The following is a 16,437-nucleotide window of genomic DNA, read 5'->3' on the forward strand; positions in this document are numbered from 1 at the left end:
GGAGCCCGCCCATGCACAAGGTCATCGTCATCGGCCGCGGATTGATCGGCAGCGCCGCCGGGCGTCATCTGGCCGGGTTGACGGACGGTGTCGCCCTGCTCGGGCCCGACGAACCTGCCGACCGCGCCACCCACCGGGGCGTCTTCGCCAGCCACTACGACGAGGGCCGGATGACCCGGGCGGTCGACCCGGACCCCATTTGGGCGGTCACGGCGAAGCGCTCCATCGACCGCTACGACGAGATCGAGGCGGAAGGCGGCATCCGCTTCTTCACCCCGTCCGGCTATCTCGGCCTCAGCGGTCCCGGTTCCGACTATCTCGACCGGTCGGAAGCCGCCGGCCGGCCGCTCGGCGCGCAGATCGCCCGGCTCGATGCCGCCGATATCCGCACGCGCTTCCCCTTCCTCAAGATCGCCGACGACCGGCGCGGCCTGCACGAGACCGGCAAGGCGGGGCATCTCAGTCCGCGCGCCATGGTCGCCGCGCAATCCGCTGCCGCCGCAAAACGCGGCGCCACGATCATCGCCGAGGAGGCCGCCGCCATCCGCCTGATCTCGGGCGGGGTGGAAGTGGAAACCGCCGCCGGCGCAGTCCACCAGGCCGAGCGCGTACTGATCGCCGCCGGCGCCTTCACCGATGCCTGGGGGTTGAGCCCGCAGGCCCTGAACCTGCGTGTCTTCGGTCGGACCGTCACTTTGGCGCGGATCGAAGGCGACTTGGCGGAGGAGTTAGCGTCGATGCCGACCATGGGTCATGCTGAAAGCGGCGCCTATATCCTGCCGCCGATCCGCTATCCAGACGGGCACCTGTATCTGAAGATCGGGATCGGCAGCACCGACGATGCCGACCTGCACAGCCGGGAGGACTTCTCGCGCTGGTTCAAGAGCAGCGGGTCGGCCGACAACAGGCGCGACTTCCAGGCCTTTCTCACCGACCTGATCCCCGGCCTCGCCCGCGCCAGTCACTGGCACACCGATACCTGCGCCGTCGCCTGGACCGCCACCGGCTATCCCCATATCGACTGGGTCGAGGACGGAAGGATCGCGGTGGCCGTGGGCGGCAACGGCAAGGGCGCGAAATCGGCCGACGACTGGGGCTGGCTCGCCGCCCGGCTGGTCGCCGGAGAGGACTGGGATCATCCCGTCTCCCGCGACAAGCTCCGCCTGCCCGCGAAGGCCTGACGGCGACACGGAAGGTTCACGAAACCGGCCTTGCCGCTGCGGCCCCGAGGCGATTACATGCCCGGCTTACGCGACTGCGGGGGCCGCCTATGAGCTATGACATCGCCATCGTGGGTGCCGGCATTCTCGGCCTCGCCCATGCGCTCGCCGCCGCCCGGCGGGGCAAGCGCGTGGTGGTGATCGAACGCGACGCCTTCGCCACCGGCGCCTCCATCCGCAATTTCGGCTTCGTCACCGTCTCCGGCCAGGAGGCGGGCGACTGCTGGACCCTCGCCCGGCGCTCCCGCGACGTCTGGGCCGAGGTCGCCGCCGCCGCGAAGATCCCGGTGCTGCATGAGGGCCTGATCGTCACCGCCCGGTCTGCCGAGGCGGAGGCGGTGATCGACGCCTTCCTCGACACCGAGATGGCGGAAGAGTGCCGCCGCCTGACCGGCGAGGAAGCGCGCGCCCGCTGCCCGTCCCTGCGCCCCGACGGGGTCACCGCTGCCCTTTACTCGCCGCATGAGCTGCGGGTGGAATCCCGCACGGCCATCGCCGCCCTCGCCCGCTGGCTGGAAAAGCTGCATGGGGTTGAGTTCCGCTGGTCGACCCTGGTGCATGCGGTGGACACGCCGGTGCTGCAAACCAGCCGAGGCCGGGTGGAGGCCGAGACCGTGATCGTCTGCCCTGGCGACAACTACCAGGGCCTGTTCGCCGACCGCATCGCCGCCTACGCCCCGACCCGCTGCAAGCTGCAGATGATGCGGGTAGTGCCGGAGCGGCCGGTGACCCTGGGCTCCGCGGTGATGTCAGACCACGGTTTGGCCCGCTACCGCGGCTATGCCGACCTGCCCGCCGCCGCCCCGCTGAAGGCCAAGCTGGACCGCGAGCAGGCGGCGAAGCGGCAGCACGGCATCCACCTGATCGTCGTGCAGTCGGCCGACGGCTCCCTCGTCGTCGGCGACACCCACGAATACGGCGAGACCCTCGACCCGTTCGTCTCGGACGATCTCAACGCGCTGGTTCTGGACGAGCTAGACACCGTGCTCGACCTGGGTGCGCGGCGGGTGAGCGAGACCTGGATCGGCACCTATGCCAGTGCCGGCGACCGTTGGCGCTTCACCGACGCGCCGGACGACGCCACCCGCGTGGTCGTGGTCACGGCCGGTTGCGGCGCGTCGACCGCCTTCGGCATCGGCGAGGAAACCATCAACGACCTGTTCGGGAGCGATTCGGCATGACCAAGTTCAAGGCGGTGGTCTTCGACTGGGCCGGCACGACCATCGATTTCGGCTCCTTCGCGCCGATGGGCGTGTTCGTGGAGGCGTTCAAGCGCTTCGGCATCGAGACCAGCATCGAAGAGGCGCGCGGCCCGATGGGCGCGCCGAAATGGCACCATATCGACGCCATGATGAAGCTGCCCTCGGTGGCCGAGCAGTGGACCGCCAGATATGGCGCCGCGCCCCAGAAGAGCGATGTAGACAAGGTCTACGAGGTCTTCGTGCCGATGAACGAGGAGGTCGTGGCCGACTACGCCACCCTGGTGCCCGGTACGAAGGACGTGGTCGCCTGGCTGCGCGGGCGGGGCATGAAAATCGGCTCCACCACCGGCTACACGCGCTCGATCATGGAGCGGGTCCTGCCGCTCGCCGCCGAGCAGGGCTATGCGCCCGACAACCTGGTCTGCGCCGACGACCTGCCGGAGGGCCGGCCGGGGCCGCTGATGATGTACAAATGCTTCGTCGACCTGGTGGTCTACCCGCCGAGCGCGGTGATCAAGGTGGACGACACCGAGCCCGGCATCGCCGAGGGGGTGGCCGCCGGTTGCGTGACCGTTGGCGTGACCCTGTCCGGCAACGCGGTGGGCAAGACGCCGGAAGAGTTGGCCGCCATGACGGAGGCGGAGATCGCCCCGCTGCGCGCCAAGGCAGCCGAAACCCTGAAGGCCGCGGACGCGGACCACGTCATTGACACCATCGCCGACCTCCCCGCCCTGATCGAGCGGCTGGAAGGTCAGGCCGAGAAATAGCCCGCGAGGTTCGCCCGGATGCGGTCCAGCGGGGTGGCGCCGGAGACGTCCGGCACGAAACGCTGGCCGGTGATCGCCTCGAACGCCTCCACATAGACGGCGGCCGTCCGGTCGATCAGTTCCTTCGGGATCTCCGGAATGTCGTCGTTATAGGGATCGCAGCGGGCATCGACCCAGGAACGGATGACGTCCTTGTCGAAGGACGGCGGGCGGCTGCCTTCCGCAAAGGCCCTCTCGTACCCGTCGGCCAGCCAGAAGCGGGAGCTGTCCGGCGTGTGGATCTCGTCCGCCAGCACGATCGTGCCGTCCACGTCGGTGCCGAACTCGTACTTGGTGTCCGCCAGGATAAGTCCGCGCTCGGCGGCCATTTCCTGCCCGCGCGCGAACAGCGCCAGGGCGATGGACGACACGCTCTCCCACTGGGCTTGCGTGAGAAGGCCCTGGGACAGGATCTCCTCGGCTGTCAGCGGCGCGTCATGGCCGCCGTCGAAGGCCTTGGTGGTCGGCGTGATGATCGGTGCCGGCAGCCTGGCGTTGTCGCGCAGCCCCTCGGGGAAGCTGTGGCCGTAGATCACCCGCTCGCCCTTCTTGTAGCGGGTCAGGACCGAGGTGCTGGTCGTCCCCGCCAGATACCCGCGCACGACGATCTCGACCGGCAGGATGGTGAGCCGCTTGGCGACCACCACATTGGGATCGGGATAGTCGAGCACATGGTTGCGGCAGATGTCGGCGGTGTGCTCGAACCAGTACCGGGCCATCTGGGTCAGCACCTGACCCTTGAACGGGATCGAGGCCAGGATCCGGTCGAACGCGGAGATCCGGTCCGAGGCGATCAGGATGCGCCGTCCGTCCGGCAGGTCGTAGCAGTCGCGGACCTTGCCGAAATACGGATTGCTGAGCTCGGGAATGCGGGCGTGGTCGAGCACGCGATCGGGAAGGGTCATCGACGGAGGTCCCAGGGGTGAACGCACGTGTTTGCCAGACCGGCTAACACAGTCTGAGGCGGATGTCGCGCCGCCGCGCACAATTCGGCGGCCGATTACTCACAATGCTCCCGGTAGGCCGCCAATTGATCGGCGAAGGCGCGCTGGAAGGCCGGGCGGGCTTCGCCGCGGGCGATATAAGCCGCCAAGGCAGGCATACCGTCGAGCAAATCCGTGCAGCCCAGGCGGCGCAGCACGGAGACCAACAGCAGGTCGCCGGCGCTGAACCCGGGCTCCAGCCACTTTCTGTCGGCAAGGCGGGCCGCCAGGGGCATCAGCCGGGCTCGCACCTGCTCCTTCACCAGGGGCAGGCGCTCCTGCTGCCAGCTTCTCCCGCGTTCCAGCAGGGTGGCGTTCTGCAGCTCGATGATCGGCGGCTCCACCGTGCTGAGCGCGGCGACCGCCCACATCTTCGCCCGCGCCCGGGCGTGCGGATCCTCCGGCAGGAGCCCCGGATGCCGCTCGGCCAGGTGGAGCACGATGGCGCCGGATTCGAACAGGACGAGACCGTCCTCCTCGAAGACAGGGATCTGGCCGAACGGCTGCAGCGCCAGATGGTCGGGCTGCTTCAGGTCGGGTATCGGGACGTAGCGCACGTCATAGGGCAGCTCCAGCTCCTCCAGCGCCCAGCGGACCTGCATGTCCCGGGCGAGCCCCCGTCCCTGGTCCGGAGAGCGGTGGAAGGCGGTGATCGTGATGCCCATGAGAGCCTCGTCAGCGCCGGCGGCTGCCGTCCACCGTGGCAATGGCGCCGTAGAGCTCCGGCCGGCGGTCGCGGAACACGCCCCAGCCGAGACGCCGCGCCCGCACCGCGTCCAGATCGAAGCTGGCGGTGATCACCGCGTCGTCGGCCCGTTCCGCATCGGCCACCACCGCCCCGGTCTCATCGGCGATGAAGGAGGTGCCGTAGAAGGTGATCTCGGAGGTCAGCCCGATCTCGCGGCCGACCCGGTTGCTGGCGATCAGCGGCGTCAGGTTGGCGCCGGCATGGCCCTGCATCACCCGCCGCCAATGGGCCGAGCTGTCGATCGGCGGGGCCGGCGGCGGCTCGCTGCCGATGGCGGTCGGATAGAACAGAAGTTCGGCTCCCTGGAGCGCCATGGACCGGGCGGATTCCGGGAACCACTGGTCCCAGCAGATCGCGCAGCCGAGACGGCCATAGGCGGTGTCCCAGACCCGGAATCCGGTATCGCCGGGGGTGAAGTAGAACTTCTCCTGATAGCCCGGCCCGTCCGGGATATGCGCCTTGCGGTACAGGTCGAGGACCGAGCCGTCGGCGTCGATCATCACCAGGCTGTTGAAATGGGCGTTGTGGGCCGCCTCGAAGAAGCTGAAGGGCAGCACCACCGACAGCTCGCGGGCGAGGTCGGCGAAGCGGGCGATGACCGGGTTGCCCTCCACCGGCCGCGCGAGCCCGAAATAGGCCGCGTCCTGGTCCTTGCAGAAATACGGGGTCTCGAACAGTTCCTGCAGCAGGATGACCTGCGCCCCCGCGCCGGCGGCGCGGCGCACCAGGGCCTCGGCCCGGTCGAGATTGCTGGCGGCGTCGGCGCCGCAGGACATCTGAGTGGCGGCGACGGTGACTTTGCGGGTCATCTCAGCGTCCGAACCGCACGACGACCTGGCGGTCGCCGCCGCGCGGCACCGGGCCGTTCACGACCTGCTTCTGGCCCAGATACTCGCGGCGCGCACGGACCACATCCTCGCTGTCGAGCTTCATCAGGTTGATGGCTATCAGGCTGGCGAAGGCCGCCATGATCTTCTCGATAAGCAGCAAGCGACCCTCCCTGGGACGATGACAGTACCGGCCCGCATGGTAAGCTGTTGCAGTGCAACCCGCCAAGCCGAACCCCTGAACATTATTGGTCCCATGACAGCCGAAACCGTACGGTCCAAACCCGCTGACCTGCCGCCGATCACTTTTAGTCCCGCCGCCGCTCAGGATATCGACCGTCTGGTCGACCTGAAGGTGGCGGTGATGCGCGGCGAGTTGGAGCGACTGGGCCGCTACACGCCGGAGCGTGCGCGCGACAAGTTCGTGGCCAAGTTCAGCCCAGAGCGCACCCGGCTCATAGACCTGGACGGCCGCTTCGCCGGGTGCGTGACCTTCACCGATCATGGCGCGCATGTGGAGATCGAGCACCTGTACCTGACACCCGACTGCCACGGCAGCGGGCTCGGCAGCCGGATCATGGCGGTGCTGATGGACGAGGCCCGCGCGCTCGGCAAGCCGGTGCGGCTGACCGTGCTGAACGGCAGCCCGGCCAACCGGTTCTACCAGCGCCTCGGCTTCGTGGAGACCGAGCGCGACCCGATCGACATCCAGTACATCTGGAGGCCTTGAGCCCCACCACCAAATCGCCTCGCCCTGAGCGGCCCCGGCTCTTGGCCGGGGCGTGTCGAAGGGTGGGGGGAGAGTTCAGGTCCTTCGACACGCCCCGGCCAAGAGCCGGGGCCGCTCAGGGCGAGGTCGGAGGGTTGGACGGCGCTAAACGGCCGCCTCTTTCGCGCGCTCCGGCGCCGCCGGCGCGACCTTCAAGCCGCAAAACCGGTCGAACGCCTCCCAGAGCTGATCGCGGATCGGGTCGATCTCGCCCAGGATCTCGTGCTCGGCGTCGGGGATGCGGACCCCCATCCCGTGCGGCAACCGCTGGATCGCCCGCTTGGTGGCCGCGTTGTCCACGATCCGGTCACGACCGGCCAGGACGACGAGGATCGGCGCGCGGATCGCTTCGAACCAGCCGGGCCGGTGGGTGAGCTGGATCGACCGCCAGGCAGCCCGGGCCCAGCCGAAGGTCGGATCGGCGACCGCCAGTTCAGGGTTTTGCTCGATCAAACGGTGAGTCCGGTCGAAGCGGACCGAATCGGTGGTGAGCTTATTGCCCTCGAACTGCCGCCGGCGCGGGCCATAGGGGCTGCCGCCGAAAACATAGCGGCCAGACATGCCGACGGCACAGAACACCGACAGCAGACCGCCGATGGTGGGGCGGAGCGAGGCCACCCCGATCATCGGCGCGATCGCCACCCCCCGCTTCACCCGCTCCGGATGGCGTCGGCAGAACCAGATCGCCAAATGCCCGCCCATGGAATGGCCGACGACCGTCAGCGGCCCGGCGTCATCGAGCCCGGCATCGGCGATCACCGCGTCCAGATCGGCCAGATGGGTATCGAAGCTGTCCACGTGTCCTTTGGAGCGGTCCGGCAGGTAACGCGCCGACAGGCCCTGGCCGCGCCAGTCCAGACACAGCACGCCGAACCCGCGCGCGCGCAGGTCCCTGACGGTCTCCAGGTGCTTCTCGATGAATTCGGTGTAGCCGGGCAGAAACACGCACCAGCCGAACGGCCCCGCGGGGCCGAACAGGGCGTATCTGAGGTGCATTCCGTCGGGTCTATCCAGCCATCTGGTCTCGCCGCCCGCCTCTTCGATCGTATCCGGTATGCTCACCTTTCCAGAACCACTCCACATGTTGCCGTCCAGGAGAGATACACCGGATCCTCCCAGGTAAAGGCGCGTCGCGTTACCCGGTCCAGATTGGCGCTCGAGACCTTCATGAGCGGCAGGTCCGGGGAAATCCGGACATGATAGACCGATGTTTCGCCCAGATAGGTAATTTCTTCGACCATTCCAGAGACGGTATTGGCGTCGGCCTCGCCGGTGGGCTCCTTGGTGATGTCGATCTTTTCCGGCCGCAGTGCCACCCAGGCGGTGCTGCCGACGGGCGGCGCGGTGTCGTGTTCCATCTCGATCGGCGTGGTAACCCCCGGGCACACTAGCCGTACCCGGCCGCTCGACGCCTGCTCGACCCGGCCCTCGATCATGTTCACCGAGCCTATGAAATCGGCGACGAAGCGGCTGGAGGGGAATTCGTAGAGCTCCGCAGGCGGGGCAACCTGCTGCACCGCCCCCTGGTCCATGACGGCGATCCGAGACGCCATGGACAGCGCCTCCGACTGGTCATGGGTGACGATGATGAAGGTGATCCCCACGGTTTCCTGCAGGTTCACCATCTCCAGACGCATGGCCTCGCGCAGCTTGGCATCCAGCGCCGAGAGCGGCTCGTCCAGCAGCAGCACCTTGGGCCGTTTGACCAGCGCCCGGGCCAGCGCCACCCGCTGGCGCTGACCGCCCGACAGCTGATCCGGGCGGCGAGAGGCGAAGCCGTCGAGCTTCACCAGGGCCAGCGCCTCCTCGGCCCGACGCTTGATTTCCTCGCGCGGCACCCCGTCGATCCGCAAGCCGTACCCGACATTGTCCAGCACCGACATATGCGGGAACACGGCATAGGACTGGAACACCATGTTCACCGGCCGCTTATTGGCCGGGACCAGGGACATGTCCTGCCCGTCGATCTTGATCGTTCCTTCGCTGGGCAGCTCGAGGCCGGCCAGCATCCGCAGCAGCGTGGTCTTGCCGCAACCGGACGGGCCGAGCAGCGCGAAGAACTCGCCCCGGCCGATGCTCAGGTTGACGTCCTCGACCGCCGAGAACTTGCCGAACCGCTTCGACAGGCTGGAAATCTCGATGATCGGGGCGTCGTTGCCCGAGGCTGGGGAGACGGCGGGCGCGGCTCCGCTGATGCTCATGACTTTTCCTTCTCCTGGCGGAACTGCATCCACAGGGCGACGCCGGTCAGCACCACGGTCAGCACGATCAGAACGGTGGAGGCGGCGTTGACCTCCGGCGTCACCGAGAACCGGACCATGGAGTAGACCTTGACCGGGAAGGTCACCGTGTCCGGACCGGAGGTGAAGAAGGTGATGACGAAATCGTCCAATGACAGGGTGAAGGCCAGCAGCGCGCCGGCGACCAGCCCTGGGCGCATGAACGGCACCATCACGTCCCAGAACACCCGCCACTCGCTGGCCCCCAGGTCCTGTGCCGCCTCTGCCAATTCCTGATTGAAGCCCGACAGCCGGGCGCGGACCACCACGGCGACGAAGGGGAAGCTGAAGGAGACGTGGGCGATGATGATCGCCGACAGGGAGAGCGGCCAGGGCAGTCCGCTCGGCCAGCCGACCTTGGCGAAGAAGGCCAACATCGCTACGCCCATGCAGATCTCCGGGATCACGATGGGCAAGGCCATCGCCCCTTCGTAGCCGGCCTTGAACGGGAAGCGGAACCGCCACAGCAGCAGCGCCGTCAACGCACCGAGAATCGTCGAGATGACGGTGGAGATCAGGGCGATGGTCAGCGAATTGACGAACGCCTCGATCAGCTCCGAATTGCCGAGCGCCTGCTCGTAGTATTTCAGGGTGAAGCCGCGCCAGACGATGTTGCGCCGGCTGTCGTTGAAGCTGAATGCCACCAGGGTGACGATCGGCGCATAGAGGAACACGAAGGTCGCCAGTAGGGTCAGCCGCATCCAGGTGCGCCGCGTGTATTCGAGCGGGCCGATCGGGGTGCGCGCCACGGCTAGAACCCTCCCCGGCCGCGGCCGATCAGCGCCCGCAGGGCCAAGGCGGCGAAGGTCAGGTACATCAGCAGGAACGACAGGGCCGCGCCGAAGGGCCAGTCATTGGCGCTCTTGAACTGCCGCTCGATCACGTTGGCGATCATCTGACTGTCGGTGCCGCCCAGCAGGTCCGGGGTCAGGAACGAGCCCAGGGCCGGGATGAACACCAGGATCGCGCCGGACACGATGCCGGGCATGGACAGCGGCACCACCACGGTCAGGAAGGCCCGCCACTGGGAGGCACCGAGATCCAGCGCCGCCTCGATCAGCGAGCGGTCGAGCTTCTCCAGAGCCGCGTAGAGCGGCAGCACCATGAACGGGAGGTGGACATAGACCAGCCCAATGATGACGGCGGTGTTGTTATACAGCAACTCCAGGGGCTCGAACCGCTCGCCCAGGAGCTGGTAGGAGCCGAGCCCCAAAAGCGACAGCAGGGTGTTCGACTGGTCCCAGAACCATTCCAGGGTGAAGTTGGCGAACCCCCTCACCCGCAGCACCGCGATCAGGGCGTAGGTGCGGATCAGCAGGTTGGTCCAGAACGGCAGGATGACCAACAGCAGCAGCACCGGCCGCCAGCGCGGCGGGGCGAAGACGATGGCCAGCGCCACCGGAAAGCCGACGATCAGCGAGACCACCGTCGTCAGCCCGGCGAAGACCACCGACTTGCCGAAGACTTCGAGATAGAGCGGATCGAGGGCGCGGGCGTAGTTGTCGAGGGTGCCCGTCACCTCCATGTCGACCAGCCCGCGCAGCTCCGCGAAGCTGTAGAGCCAGACGATCGCCAGGGGGATGAGGAAGAAGAAGACGAGCCAGAAGGTCGGCCCGAGGCCGATCAGCCAGAATGCGGATCGGCCTCGCCGCCAGTTCTCCACCGCGTCCCCCGCGCTTGCCTAAGGGCGCCTCAGGCCGCGCCGATCTTGGTCCACAGACGGTCGACCAGCTGGGTGTAGTCGGTGCCCTGATAGATCGCGGTCTCCGAATTGCGGATGACCTCGTCGGACGGGAAGATCGCCGGGTTGTTCTTGTACTCGTCCGACATCAGCGCCTTGGCGGCCGCGTTCGGCGTGGCGTACTGGATGAAGTCGGCGATCGCCGCCCCGGCCTGGGCGTCGAGCAGGAAGTTGATGAAAGCGTGAGCGTTTTCCGGATGCGGGGCGCCGGTGGGGATGCACAGCGTATCCTCCCACAGCAGTCCGCCCTCCTTCGGCACGACATAGGAGATGTCGTCGTCCTCGGCCATCACCTGCAGGATGTCGCCGTTCCACTCCATGGTCAGGTCGACCTCACCGGAGAGCAGCAGGTCCTGACCGTTGTCCTCGGCGAAGACCTTGATGTTCGGCTTCTGCTTGATGAGCATGTCGGCGACCTTCTCCAGGACCGCCGGATCCTTCTCGTTCAGCGGATAGCCGAGATACTTGCAGCCGACCTGCAGCACGGTGCTCGGCGCCGCCAGCAGGGCGATCTTGCCGGCATACTCGTCGCTGTCGTAGAGGACCTTCCAGCTGTCCGGGGTGCTGTTCACCCGGCTCTTGCGATAGCCGATGCCGATGGAACCCCACATGTAGGGCAGCGAATAGGTCCGTCCCGGATCGAAGGCGGGGTTCAGGAACGCCGGGTCGATATTCTTGATGTTCGGGATCTTCGAGTGGTCGAGCTTGACCAGCATGTCGGCCGAGATCATGCGCTCGACATAGTCGTTGGTCGGCACGATGACGTCGTAGCCCGGGTTGCCGGCCTTCAGCTTGGCGAACAGCTCGTCGTTGTCGGCGAACAGGTCCATGGTCACGTCGATGCCGGTGACCTCGCTGAAATCGTCCAGCGTCGTCTCGCCGATATAAGTGTCCCAGTTGTAGAAGTTGAGGACCTTCTCCTCCGCAGCGAAGCCTTTGCCGGAGAAGGTGAGGCCGGCGGCCACGGCCCCGGTTCCGGCAAGAAACGAGCGGCGCGAGACGCCGGACGCGATCCGCTGGGTGAGGTTGCGCTTGGTCATCAATGCCCCCTGTTCTGGCTATGGCACCTTTTGCGGTGCACAACGTTAGATCGGATTCAACGGTGCCCGCGACAGAGTGTCAATGCCGGTCAACGGGCGACTCTCTGATTGCGGGAATACGCGACGAGCTCGATTTTCAGTTTCTATTTACCAATCGTCGCCATATTTGGCGTCACACTGGGTAGGGTCGGGATCTGCTTGCATGGAAATAGCGCTTCCGCTGATCAATAATATCGGCCTGCTGGCCCTTGCCGCCCTGGCCTATACGGCGACACCGGGCCTCAACGACGGCATCAATCCGCTCGCGCGATCGACGATTCTCGGCCTCGCCCTCGGCGCCGCCTCGGCCTTGGTGATGCTGATCCCGATCCAGTTCGCGCCGGGCGTGATCTTCGACACGCGCGCCAGTCCGGTGCTGCTGTCGGGGCTCCTCGGCGGGCCGGTCGCGGCCCTCGTCGCCGCGATCCCCCCGATGATCCTGCGCGCCTGGATCGGCGGGATCGGCGCCCCGACGGGCGTCATCGCCATGGTCGTATACGCCCTGTGCAGCGTGGTGGGCTGGGCGATCATGCAGCGCTGGTCGATCCGGCACTCCCTGCCCCTGCTGCTGGCCTACGCCACGATCGCCTCCATCGTCTGCCTGCCGACCATCTTCCTCCTCCCCGACAAAACGCTGGCCTGGCGGATCTTCACCACCGTCGGACCGATCCTGGTCGCCGCCAACGTGGCCGGTGTCGGCATCTTCGGCCTTCTCATTTCGGTGGAAATCCGCCGCCGCGAGATCGTCGCCTCGCTGCGGGAAAGCGAGACCGCCGCCCGCGACGCGCTGGCGGTGGGCAACCGCTTCATCGCCATGATGAGCCACGAGGTGAGAACGCCGCTGAATGCCATCCTCGGCTACGCCCAGCTCATGGCGCACCAGCCCCGGGACCGGGAGCAGAAGGAACAGATTGACCGGGTCACCGCCGCCGCCCGGACCCTGCTGCGGATCATCGACGATATCCTCCATGTCTCCCGGTCCCAGGGCGCGGCGGAGACGGTGGTCTTGGAGCCGACGTCCCTGCCCCGGCTCATCGACGAGGCCATGGCAGATTTCCGGATCGAGTCCGACATCAAGGGGATCGACCTGAAGATCGCGGATGGCGGGGTACCGAGCGTCATGGTCGAAACCGACGGGCCGCGCCTCCGCCGCTGCCTGACGAACATCCTGTCCAACGCGGTGGCATTCACCGAGGCCGGCCATGTCACGCTCGCCGTCTCGATCACCGACGGCGAGCAGGGCGAGAGGCTCAGGGTCATGATCGCCGACTCCGGCGTCGGCATGGACGAGCAGCACCTGAAGCTGATCTTCGAACCGTTCCAGCGCCTCGGCACCCCGTCCAACCCCGGCGCCGGACTTGGCCTGGCCATCGTGCGCTCCAGCGTCGAGGCACTGCAGGGAAGCATCGACATCGCCTCGACGCCGGGCACCGGTACCACCGTGACCCTCGACTTTCCGACCAGAACCCTCGGCTCGGTGGAACCGGCAGCGCTCCCGGCCGACACGCCCCTCGACTACGCCCCGACCACGGCGGCAAAGACGCCGCGGGTGCTGGTGGTCGATGATATCGAGATCAACACCGACATCGCCCGCGCTCTCCTGGAGCAGATCGGCTGCAGCACGGCCGCCGCCTCGAACGGGGAAGAAGCGGTGGAGGCCGTCCGATCCGGCGATTTCGACGCCGTGCTCATGGATATCGAAATGCCGGTCCTCGACGGGCTGGCGGCCACCCGGGCCATCCGCGGCCTCGAGACGGAGATGTCGATCCGGGCGGTTCCGATCATCGCGCTCACCGCCTATGTGTCGCGTGACGACATGAGCGCCTGTCTGGACGCCGGGATGAACGGGTATCTGGCGAAGCCGGTCGACAAGAAGGCGCTGTACGATGCGCTGGCGCAGGTCGGCGTCTTGCGCGCTGCCCCGGAAGATCGCCCGCCCGTTGCTCCCGCCGATCCGGCCGGCGGCGGCGAGCCAGCCTTCAGCCAGGAACGCTACGAGGCCCTGACAAGGTTGATTCCGGCGGAAACCCTGAAGATGGTGTTGGAGCAGGCATCCACGGAAATCACGGCACTTGGAAACACCATCGTGTCGCCCACGTCGTCCCAGGACGACAAGCGCCAGGCCCTGCACAAGCTCGTCTCCATTGCCGGCAACATCGGCTTCCTGCGGCTCAGCGCCCGCAGCCGCGAGTATCAGGAGGCAATCCGTAGCGGCGGACGCTTCGTAGAGGAGAATGCCCGCACGATCGCCGCGGACGCCGAAGAGGCTGTCCTGAAGATCGCGACACTCCTGTCGACACCGCCACGTCCCACCTGAGTTCTTATGTCTACCGAACGATGGATCCTGCTGCTCGAAGACGACATGATTCAGACCATGCTGTTCCGGGCGGCGGTGGACGGCGTGCTCGGGACAGTACTGAACTTCACCGACCTTTCAGAAGCCCTTGCGCAGATGCGGCGCATGGAGGTGGACCTCTGTGTGGTCGATCTCGGGGTGTTTACCCAGCCGGGTGTGTTCCATCTGGACGGCGGCAACCGCTTCATTGCCGAGGTCCGCAGCAAGATATCCCGGACCACGCCGATCATCGTCGCCACCAGCGGGCGCAAGCCAGAGAGCCTGATCGCCAGCTTTCGGGCGGGCGCAGACGACTATGTCCTCAAGGACGAGGGTCTGGACAAAGTCGTGGACCGGATCCGGCTCTGGATGGGGAAAATTCCGATCGACCGCATCCAGCTGGAGACCCAGCGGGTCAGACTGCTCAATTTCCTGGAAAAGGCAGAGAAGAACAGGCACGACCTTCCGGAGTGACGGCAGGTCGGCTCTGCGTATCGGCCCCACGTAGGCGCGGGGCCGCGCGACGTTACACCGCGAGGTTGACGAAGGATCCGCGTCCCGCCGGCTCTCCCCGGATCGCCGCGATCTGCGCCGCCGCGACCGCCTGCTGAGAGCCGCCATCGCTCGGCGCCGAAGGCCGTTCAGCGGGCGCGGAAACACCGGCATCGCTTTCCGGAGCGGTTGGCGCGGTGCGTGCCCGAACCTCGTCCGCGAACTGCCGGCGCGCCTCGGTGCGGGCAGCTTCCCGCTCCGCCTCGGCCAGCGCTTTACGCACATCGTGCAGATCTTCAAGCGACTGGCCGGCGGCGTCGATCAGGGCCACACCGGACCGCAGACCGCTACTCATGGACGTGGAGCCGCGTAGCCCGAGGGGAACCCCCGGGGCCTTGCCCAGCCCTGCGGCCCCTAACGGAACCGCCGGCTCGAATGTTGATAGAATCATGATGAACGTACTCCCTCTCCCGCTCTTATGATGAGGGTTAAGGAAGCGTTAATCAACCCAGTTTTAACTGCATTCTATTCAACTTTTGATCGCCCGCATTCAGATATCGGCGAGAGTCCTGTCTAGGCAGATCTTGAGGGTCGAGACCAGCCTGTCGACCTCGGGCCGGGTGATCACCAGCGGCGGCGAACAGACCATCGCGTCGCGCACCGCGCGCATCACCAGGTTATTGTTGAAGCAATGGTCGCGGCAGATGGTGCCGACCCGGCCGATATTGTCGAACAGGATAGGCCCGTCCTTGTCCTTCACCAGCTCCAGCGCCCCGATCATGCCGACGCCGCGGACCTCGCCGACCAGCGGGTGATCGGCAAGCGACCGCAGCCCGTCCTGCAGGTACGGGCCGATCTCGCTGCGCGCCCGCTCGACCAGCCCTTCGCGTTCGATGATCCGCAGGTTCTCCAACGCCACCGCGCAGGCCACCGGATGACCGGAATAGGTGAAGCCGTGATAGAACTCGCCGCCGTCCTCGATCAGGGTCTGGGCCACCCGGTCGCCGACCATGACGGCGGAGATCGGCGCGTAGCCGGAGGACAGCCCCTTCGCCAGGGTCATCATGTCCGGCTTGAGGTCGAAGGTCTCGCTGGCGAACCAGTTACCCGTCCGCCCGAAGCCGGTGATGACCTCGTCGACGATGAACAGGATGTCGTGGTTGCGGCAGATCCGCTGAATTTCCGGGAAATAGCTCGCCGGCGGGACGATGACGCCGCCCGCCCCCTGGATCGGCTCCGCGATGAAGGCGGCGATCGTGTCGGCCCCGAGTTCCTGGATCCGATCCTCCAACGCCTGGGCCGCGGCGACCCCGAAATCCTCTTCGGTCATGTTGCCGCCGTCGCGCACGAAATACGGCGGCCGAATGTGGGAGAAGCCGGGCAGCGGCATGTCGACCTGGGCGTGCATCGCGGTCATGCCGCCCAGGCTCGTCGAGATCATGGTGGAGCCGTGATAGGCGTATTCCCGGCTGATGATCGTCTTCTTGTTCGGCTTGCCCCGGAGCTGCCAGAAATGGCGCACCATCCGCACGATGGTGTCGTTCGCCTCAGAGCCGGAATTCGCGAAGAACGCGTAGTTCAGCCCGTCGGGCGTGAGTTCCGCCAGCTTGGCGGCGAGCTCGGTGGCCGGGACGTTCGTGGTCTTGAAGAAGGTGTTGTAGTACGGCAGTTCCATCATCTGCCGCGACGCCGCGTCGGCAAGCTCTTGCCGGCCGTAGCCCACGTTGACGCACCACAGGCCGGCCATGCCGTCCAGAATCTCATTGCCCTTCGAATCCCAGAGCAGGCTGCCCTCGGCCTTCACGATCACCCGGGTTCCCTCGGCGTTCAGCGCCTTGGTATCGGTGAACGGGTGCCAGTGATGGGCGGCGTCGAGGCGTTTGATCTGGTCGGTGTCTATGGCAGGCGCGACAGCGGTCATCGTGGTCAATCCGGGTTGGCGTCAGGTGGCGCAAC

17 protein-coding genes are annotated in these 16,437 nt (G+C 66.8%); 6 read left to right on the forward strand and 11 right to left on the reverse strand.

The annotated features are described in order from the left end of the window. The first annotated feature begins 11 nt into the window (after positions 1–11). The 3 genes from T8K17_RS22050 to phnX all read left to right on the forward strand — a co-directional run bounded on the left by T8K17_RS22050 (position 12) and on the right by phnX (position 3,189). Positions 12–1,181 (forward strand): FAD-binding oxidoreductase, encoded by a 1,170-nt coding sequence (locus T8K17_RS22050; RefSeq protein ID WP_322331888.1) that lies wholly within the window; start codon positions 12–14, stop codon positions 1,179–1,181. Positions 1,182–1,270: 89 nt separating this feature from the next. Further along, the gene (locus tag T8K17_RS22055; protein ID WP_322331889.1) at positions 1,271–2,401 is read left to right on the forward strand and encodes a TIGR03364 family FAD-dependent oxidoreductase; all 1,131 of its coding nucleotides are present in this window, start codon (positions 1,271–1,273) and stop codon (positions 2,399–2,401) included. After that, positions 2,398–3,189: a phosphonoacetaldehyde hydrolase gene (phnX, locus tag T8K17_RS22060; protein WP_322331890.1), complete on the forward strand. Its 792-nt coding sequence runs from the start codon at positions 2,398–2,400 to the stop codon at positions 3,187–3,189. Before T8K17_RS22055 ends, phnX begins: the two co-directional genes overlap by 4 nt. Here phnX and T8K17_RS22065 read toward each other — a convergent pair. From T8K17_RS22065 to T8K17_RS22080, 4 genes are all read right to left on the reverse strand, one after another. Continuing rightward, positions 3,174–4,133: a phosphoribosylaminoimidazolesuccinocarboxamide synthase gene (locus T8K17_RS22065; protein ID WP_322331891.1), complete on the reverse strand. Its 960-nt coding sequence runs from the start codon at positions 4,131–4,133 to the stop codon at positions 3,174–3,176. The two genes, phnX and T8K17_RS22065, sit on opposite strands and share 16 nt — an antisense overlap. Positions 4,134–4,228: 95 nt before the next feature. After that, a complete protein-coding gene (locus T8K17_RS22070; RefSeq protein WP_322331892.1) occupies positions 4,229–4,876 on the reverse strand; it encodes a glutathione S-transferase family protein in 648 nt (215 codons plus the stop codon). A 10-nt stretch (positions 4,877–4,886) separates the two neighbouring features. After that, the gene (gene aguB, locus T8K17_RS22075; protein WP_322331893.1) at positions 4,887–5,768 is read right to left on the reverse strand and encodes an N-carbamoylputrescine amidase; all 882 of its coding nucleotides are present in this window, start codon (positions 5,766–5,768) and stop codon (positions 4,887–4,889) included. Position 5,769: 1 nt separating this feature from the next. Then, positions 5,770–5,949, reverse strand: coding sequence for a hypothetical protein (locus tag T8K17_RS22080; protein WP_322331894.1), 180 nt, complete (start codon positions 5,947–5,949; stop codon positions 5,770–5,772). A 93-nt stretch (positions 5,950–6,042) separates the two neighbouring features. Here T8K17_RS22080 and T8K17_RS22085 point away from each other — a divergent pair, with 93 nt between their 5' ends. Then, positions 6,043–6,516, forward strand: a complete 474-nt coding sequence (locus tag T8K17_RS22085) for a GNAT family N-acetyltransferase (RefSeq protein WP_322331895.1) — start codon at positions 6,043–6,045, stop codon at positions 6,514–6,516. A 144-nt stretch (positions 6,517–6,660) separates the two neighbouring features. Here T8K17_RS22085 and T8K17_RS22090 read toward each other — a convergent pair whose 3' ends face one another. The 5 genes from T8K17_RS22090 to T8K17_RS22110 form a co-directional block, all read right to left on the reverse strand. Then, positions 6,661–7,551 carry an alpha/beta hydrolase gene (locus tag T8K17_RS22090; RefSeq protein ID WP_322331896.1) on the reverse strand — a complete coding sequence of 297 codons (891 nt, stop codon included), beginning with the start codon at positions 7,549–7,551 and terminating at the stop codon, positions 6,661–6,663. A gap of 62 nt (positions 7,552–7,613) precedes the next feature. Further along, positions 7,614–8,756, reverse strand: a complete 1,143-nt coding sequence (locus T8K17_RS22095; RefSeq protein ID WP_322331897.1) for an ABC transporter ATP-binding protein — start codon at positions 8,754–8,756, stop codon at positions 7,614–7,616. Further along, positions 8,753–9,583, reverse strand: a complete 831-nt coding sequence (locus T8K17_RS22100) for an ABC transporter permease (protein WP_322331898.1) — start codon at positions 9,581–9,583, stop codon at positions 8,753–8,755. The genes T8K17_RS22095 and T8K17_RS22100 overlap by 4 nt, the downstream gene beginning before the upstream one ends. A 2-nt stretch (positions 9,584–9,585) precedes the next feature. Then, the gene (locus T8K17_RS22105) at positions 9,586–10,497 is read right to left on the reverse strand and encodes an ABC transporter permease (protein WP_322331899.1); all 912 of its coding nucleotides are present in this window, start codon (positions 10,495–10,497) and stop codon (positions 9,586–9,588) included. A gap of 29 nt (positions 10,498–10,526) precedes the next feature. Further along, on the reverse strand, positions 10,527–11,615 hold the full coding sequence (locus tag T8K17_RS22110; RefSeq protein WP_322331900.1) for an ABC transporter substrate-binding protein: 1,089 nt from the start codon (positions 11,613–11,615) through the stop codon (positions 10,527–10,529). 202 nt (positions 11,616–11,817) lie between these two features. Between T8K17_RS22110 and T8K17_RS22115 the strand changes: the two genes are divergently transcribed. Next, positions 11,818–13,971 (forward strand): response regulator, encoded by a 2,154-nt coding sequence (locus T8K17_RS22115; RefSeq protein ID WP_322331901.1) that lies wholly within the window; start codon positions 11,818–11,820, stop codon positions 13,969–13,971. A 6-nt stretch (positions 13,972–13,977) separates the two neighbouring features. Then, the gene (locus tag T8K17_RS22120; protein WP_322331902.1) at positions 13,978–14,463 is read left to right on the forward strand and encodes a response regulator; all 486 of its coding nucleotides are present in this window, start codon (positions 13,978–13,980) and stop codon (positions 14,461–14,463) included. Between the two features lie 52 nt (positions 14,464–14,515). Here T8K17_RS22120 and T8K17_RS22125 read toward each other — a convergent pair whose 3' ends face one another. Further along, positions 14,516–14,812, reverse strand: a complete 297-nt coding sequence (locus tag T8K17_RS22125; protein WP_322331903.1) for a hypothetical protein — start codon at positions 14,810–14,812, stop codon at positions 14,516–14,518. 219 nt (positions 14,813–15,031) lie between these two features. Further along, entirely contained in the window at positions 15,032–16,402 is a 1,371-nt protein-coding gene (locus T8K17_RS22130) for an aspartate aminotransferase family protein (protein ID WP_322331904.1), read from the reverse strand. Between the last annotated feature and the right edge of the window lie 35 nt (positions 16,403–16,437).

It is taken from the genome of Thalassobaculum sp. OXR-137, assembly GCF_034377285.1.
Lineage (GTDB): Bacteria > Pseudomonadota > Alphaproteobacteria > Thalassobaculales > Thalassobaculaceae > Thalassobaculum.

Excerpts from the sequence above, each read along its gene's own strand:
- T8K17_RS22115 (WP_322331901.1), top strand. The coding sequence starts at position 11,818 with ATGGAAATAGCGCTTCCGCTGATCAATAATATCGGCCTGCTGGCCCTT.
- T8K17_RS22110 (WP_322331900.1), bottom strand. The coding sequence starts at position 11,615 with ATGACCAAGCGCAACCTCACCCAGCGGATCGCGTCCGGCGTCTCGCGC.
- T8K17_RS22055 (WP_322331889.1), top strand. The coding sequence starts at position 1,271 with ATGAGCTATGACATCGCCATCGTGGGTGCCGGCATTCTCGGCCTCGCC.
- T8K17_RS22120 (WP_322331902.1), top strand. The coding sequence starts at position 13,978 with ATGTCTACCGAACGATGGATCCTGCTGCTCGAAGACGACATGATTCAG.
- T8K17_RS22095 (WP_322331897.1), bottom strand. The coding sequence starts at position 8,756 with ATGAGCATCAGCGGAGCCGCGCCCGCCGTCTCCCCAGCCTCGGGCAAC.
- aguB (WP_322331893.1), bottom strand. The coding sequence starts at position 5,768 with ATGACCCGCAAAGTCACCGTCGCCGCCACTCAGATGTCCTGCGGCGCC.
- T8K17_RS22090 (WP_322331896.1), bottom strand. The coding sequence starts at position 7,551 with ATGCACCTCAGATACGCCCTGTTCGGCCCCGCGGGGCCGTTCGGCTGG.
- phnX (WP_322331890.1), top strand. The coding sequence starts at position 2,398 with ATGACCAAGTTCAAGGCGGTGGTCTTCGACTGGGCCGGCACGACCATC.
- T8K17_RS22085 (WP_322331895.1), top strand. The coding sequence starts at position 6,043 with ATGACAGCCGAAACCGTACGGTCCAAACCCGCTGACCTGCCGCCGATC.
- T8K17_RS22130 (WP_322331904.1), bottom strand. The coding sequence starts at position 16,402 with ATGACCGCTGTCGCGCCTGCCATAGACACCGACCAGATCAAACGCCTC.
- T8K17_RS22065 (WP_322331891.1), bottom strand. The coding sequence starts at position 4,133 with ATGACCCTTCCCGATCGCGTGCTCGACCACGCCCGCATTCCCGAGCTC.
- T8K17_RS22070 (WP_322331892.1), bottom strand. The coding sequence starts at position 4,876 with ATGGGCATCACGATCACCGCCTTCCACCGCTCTCCGGACCAGGGACGG.
- T8K17_RS22050 (WP_322331888.1), top strand. The coding sequence starts at position 12 with ATGCACAAGGTCATCGTCATCGGCCGCGGATTGATCGGCAGCGCCGCC.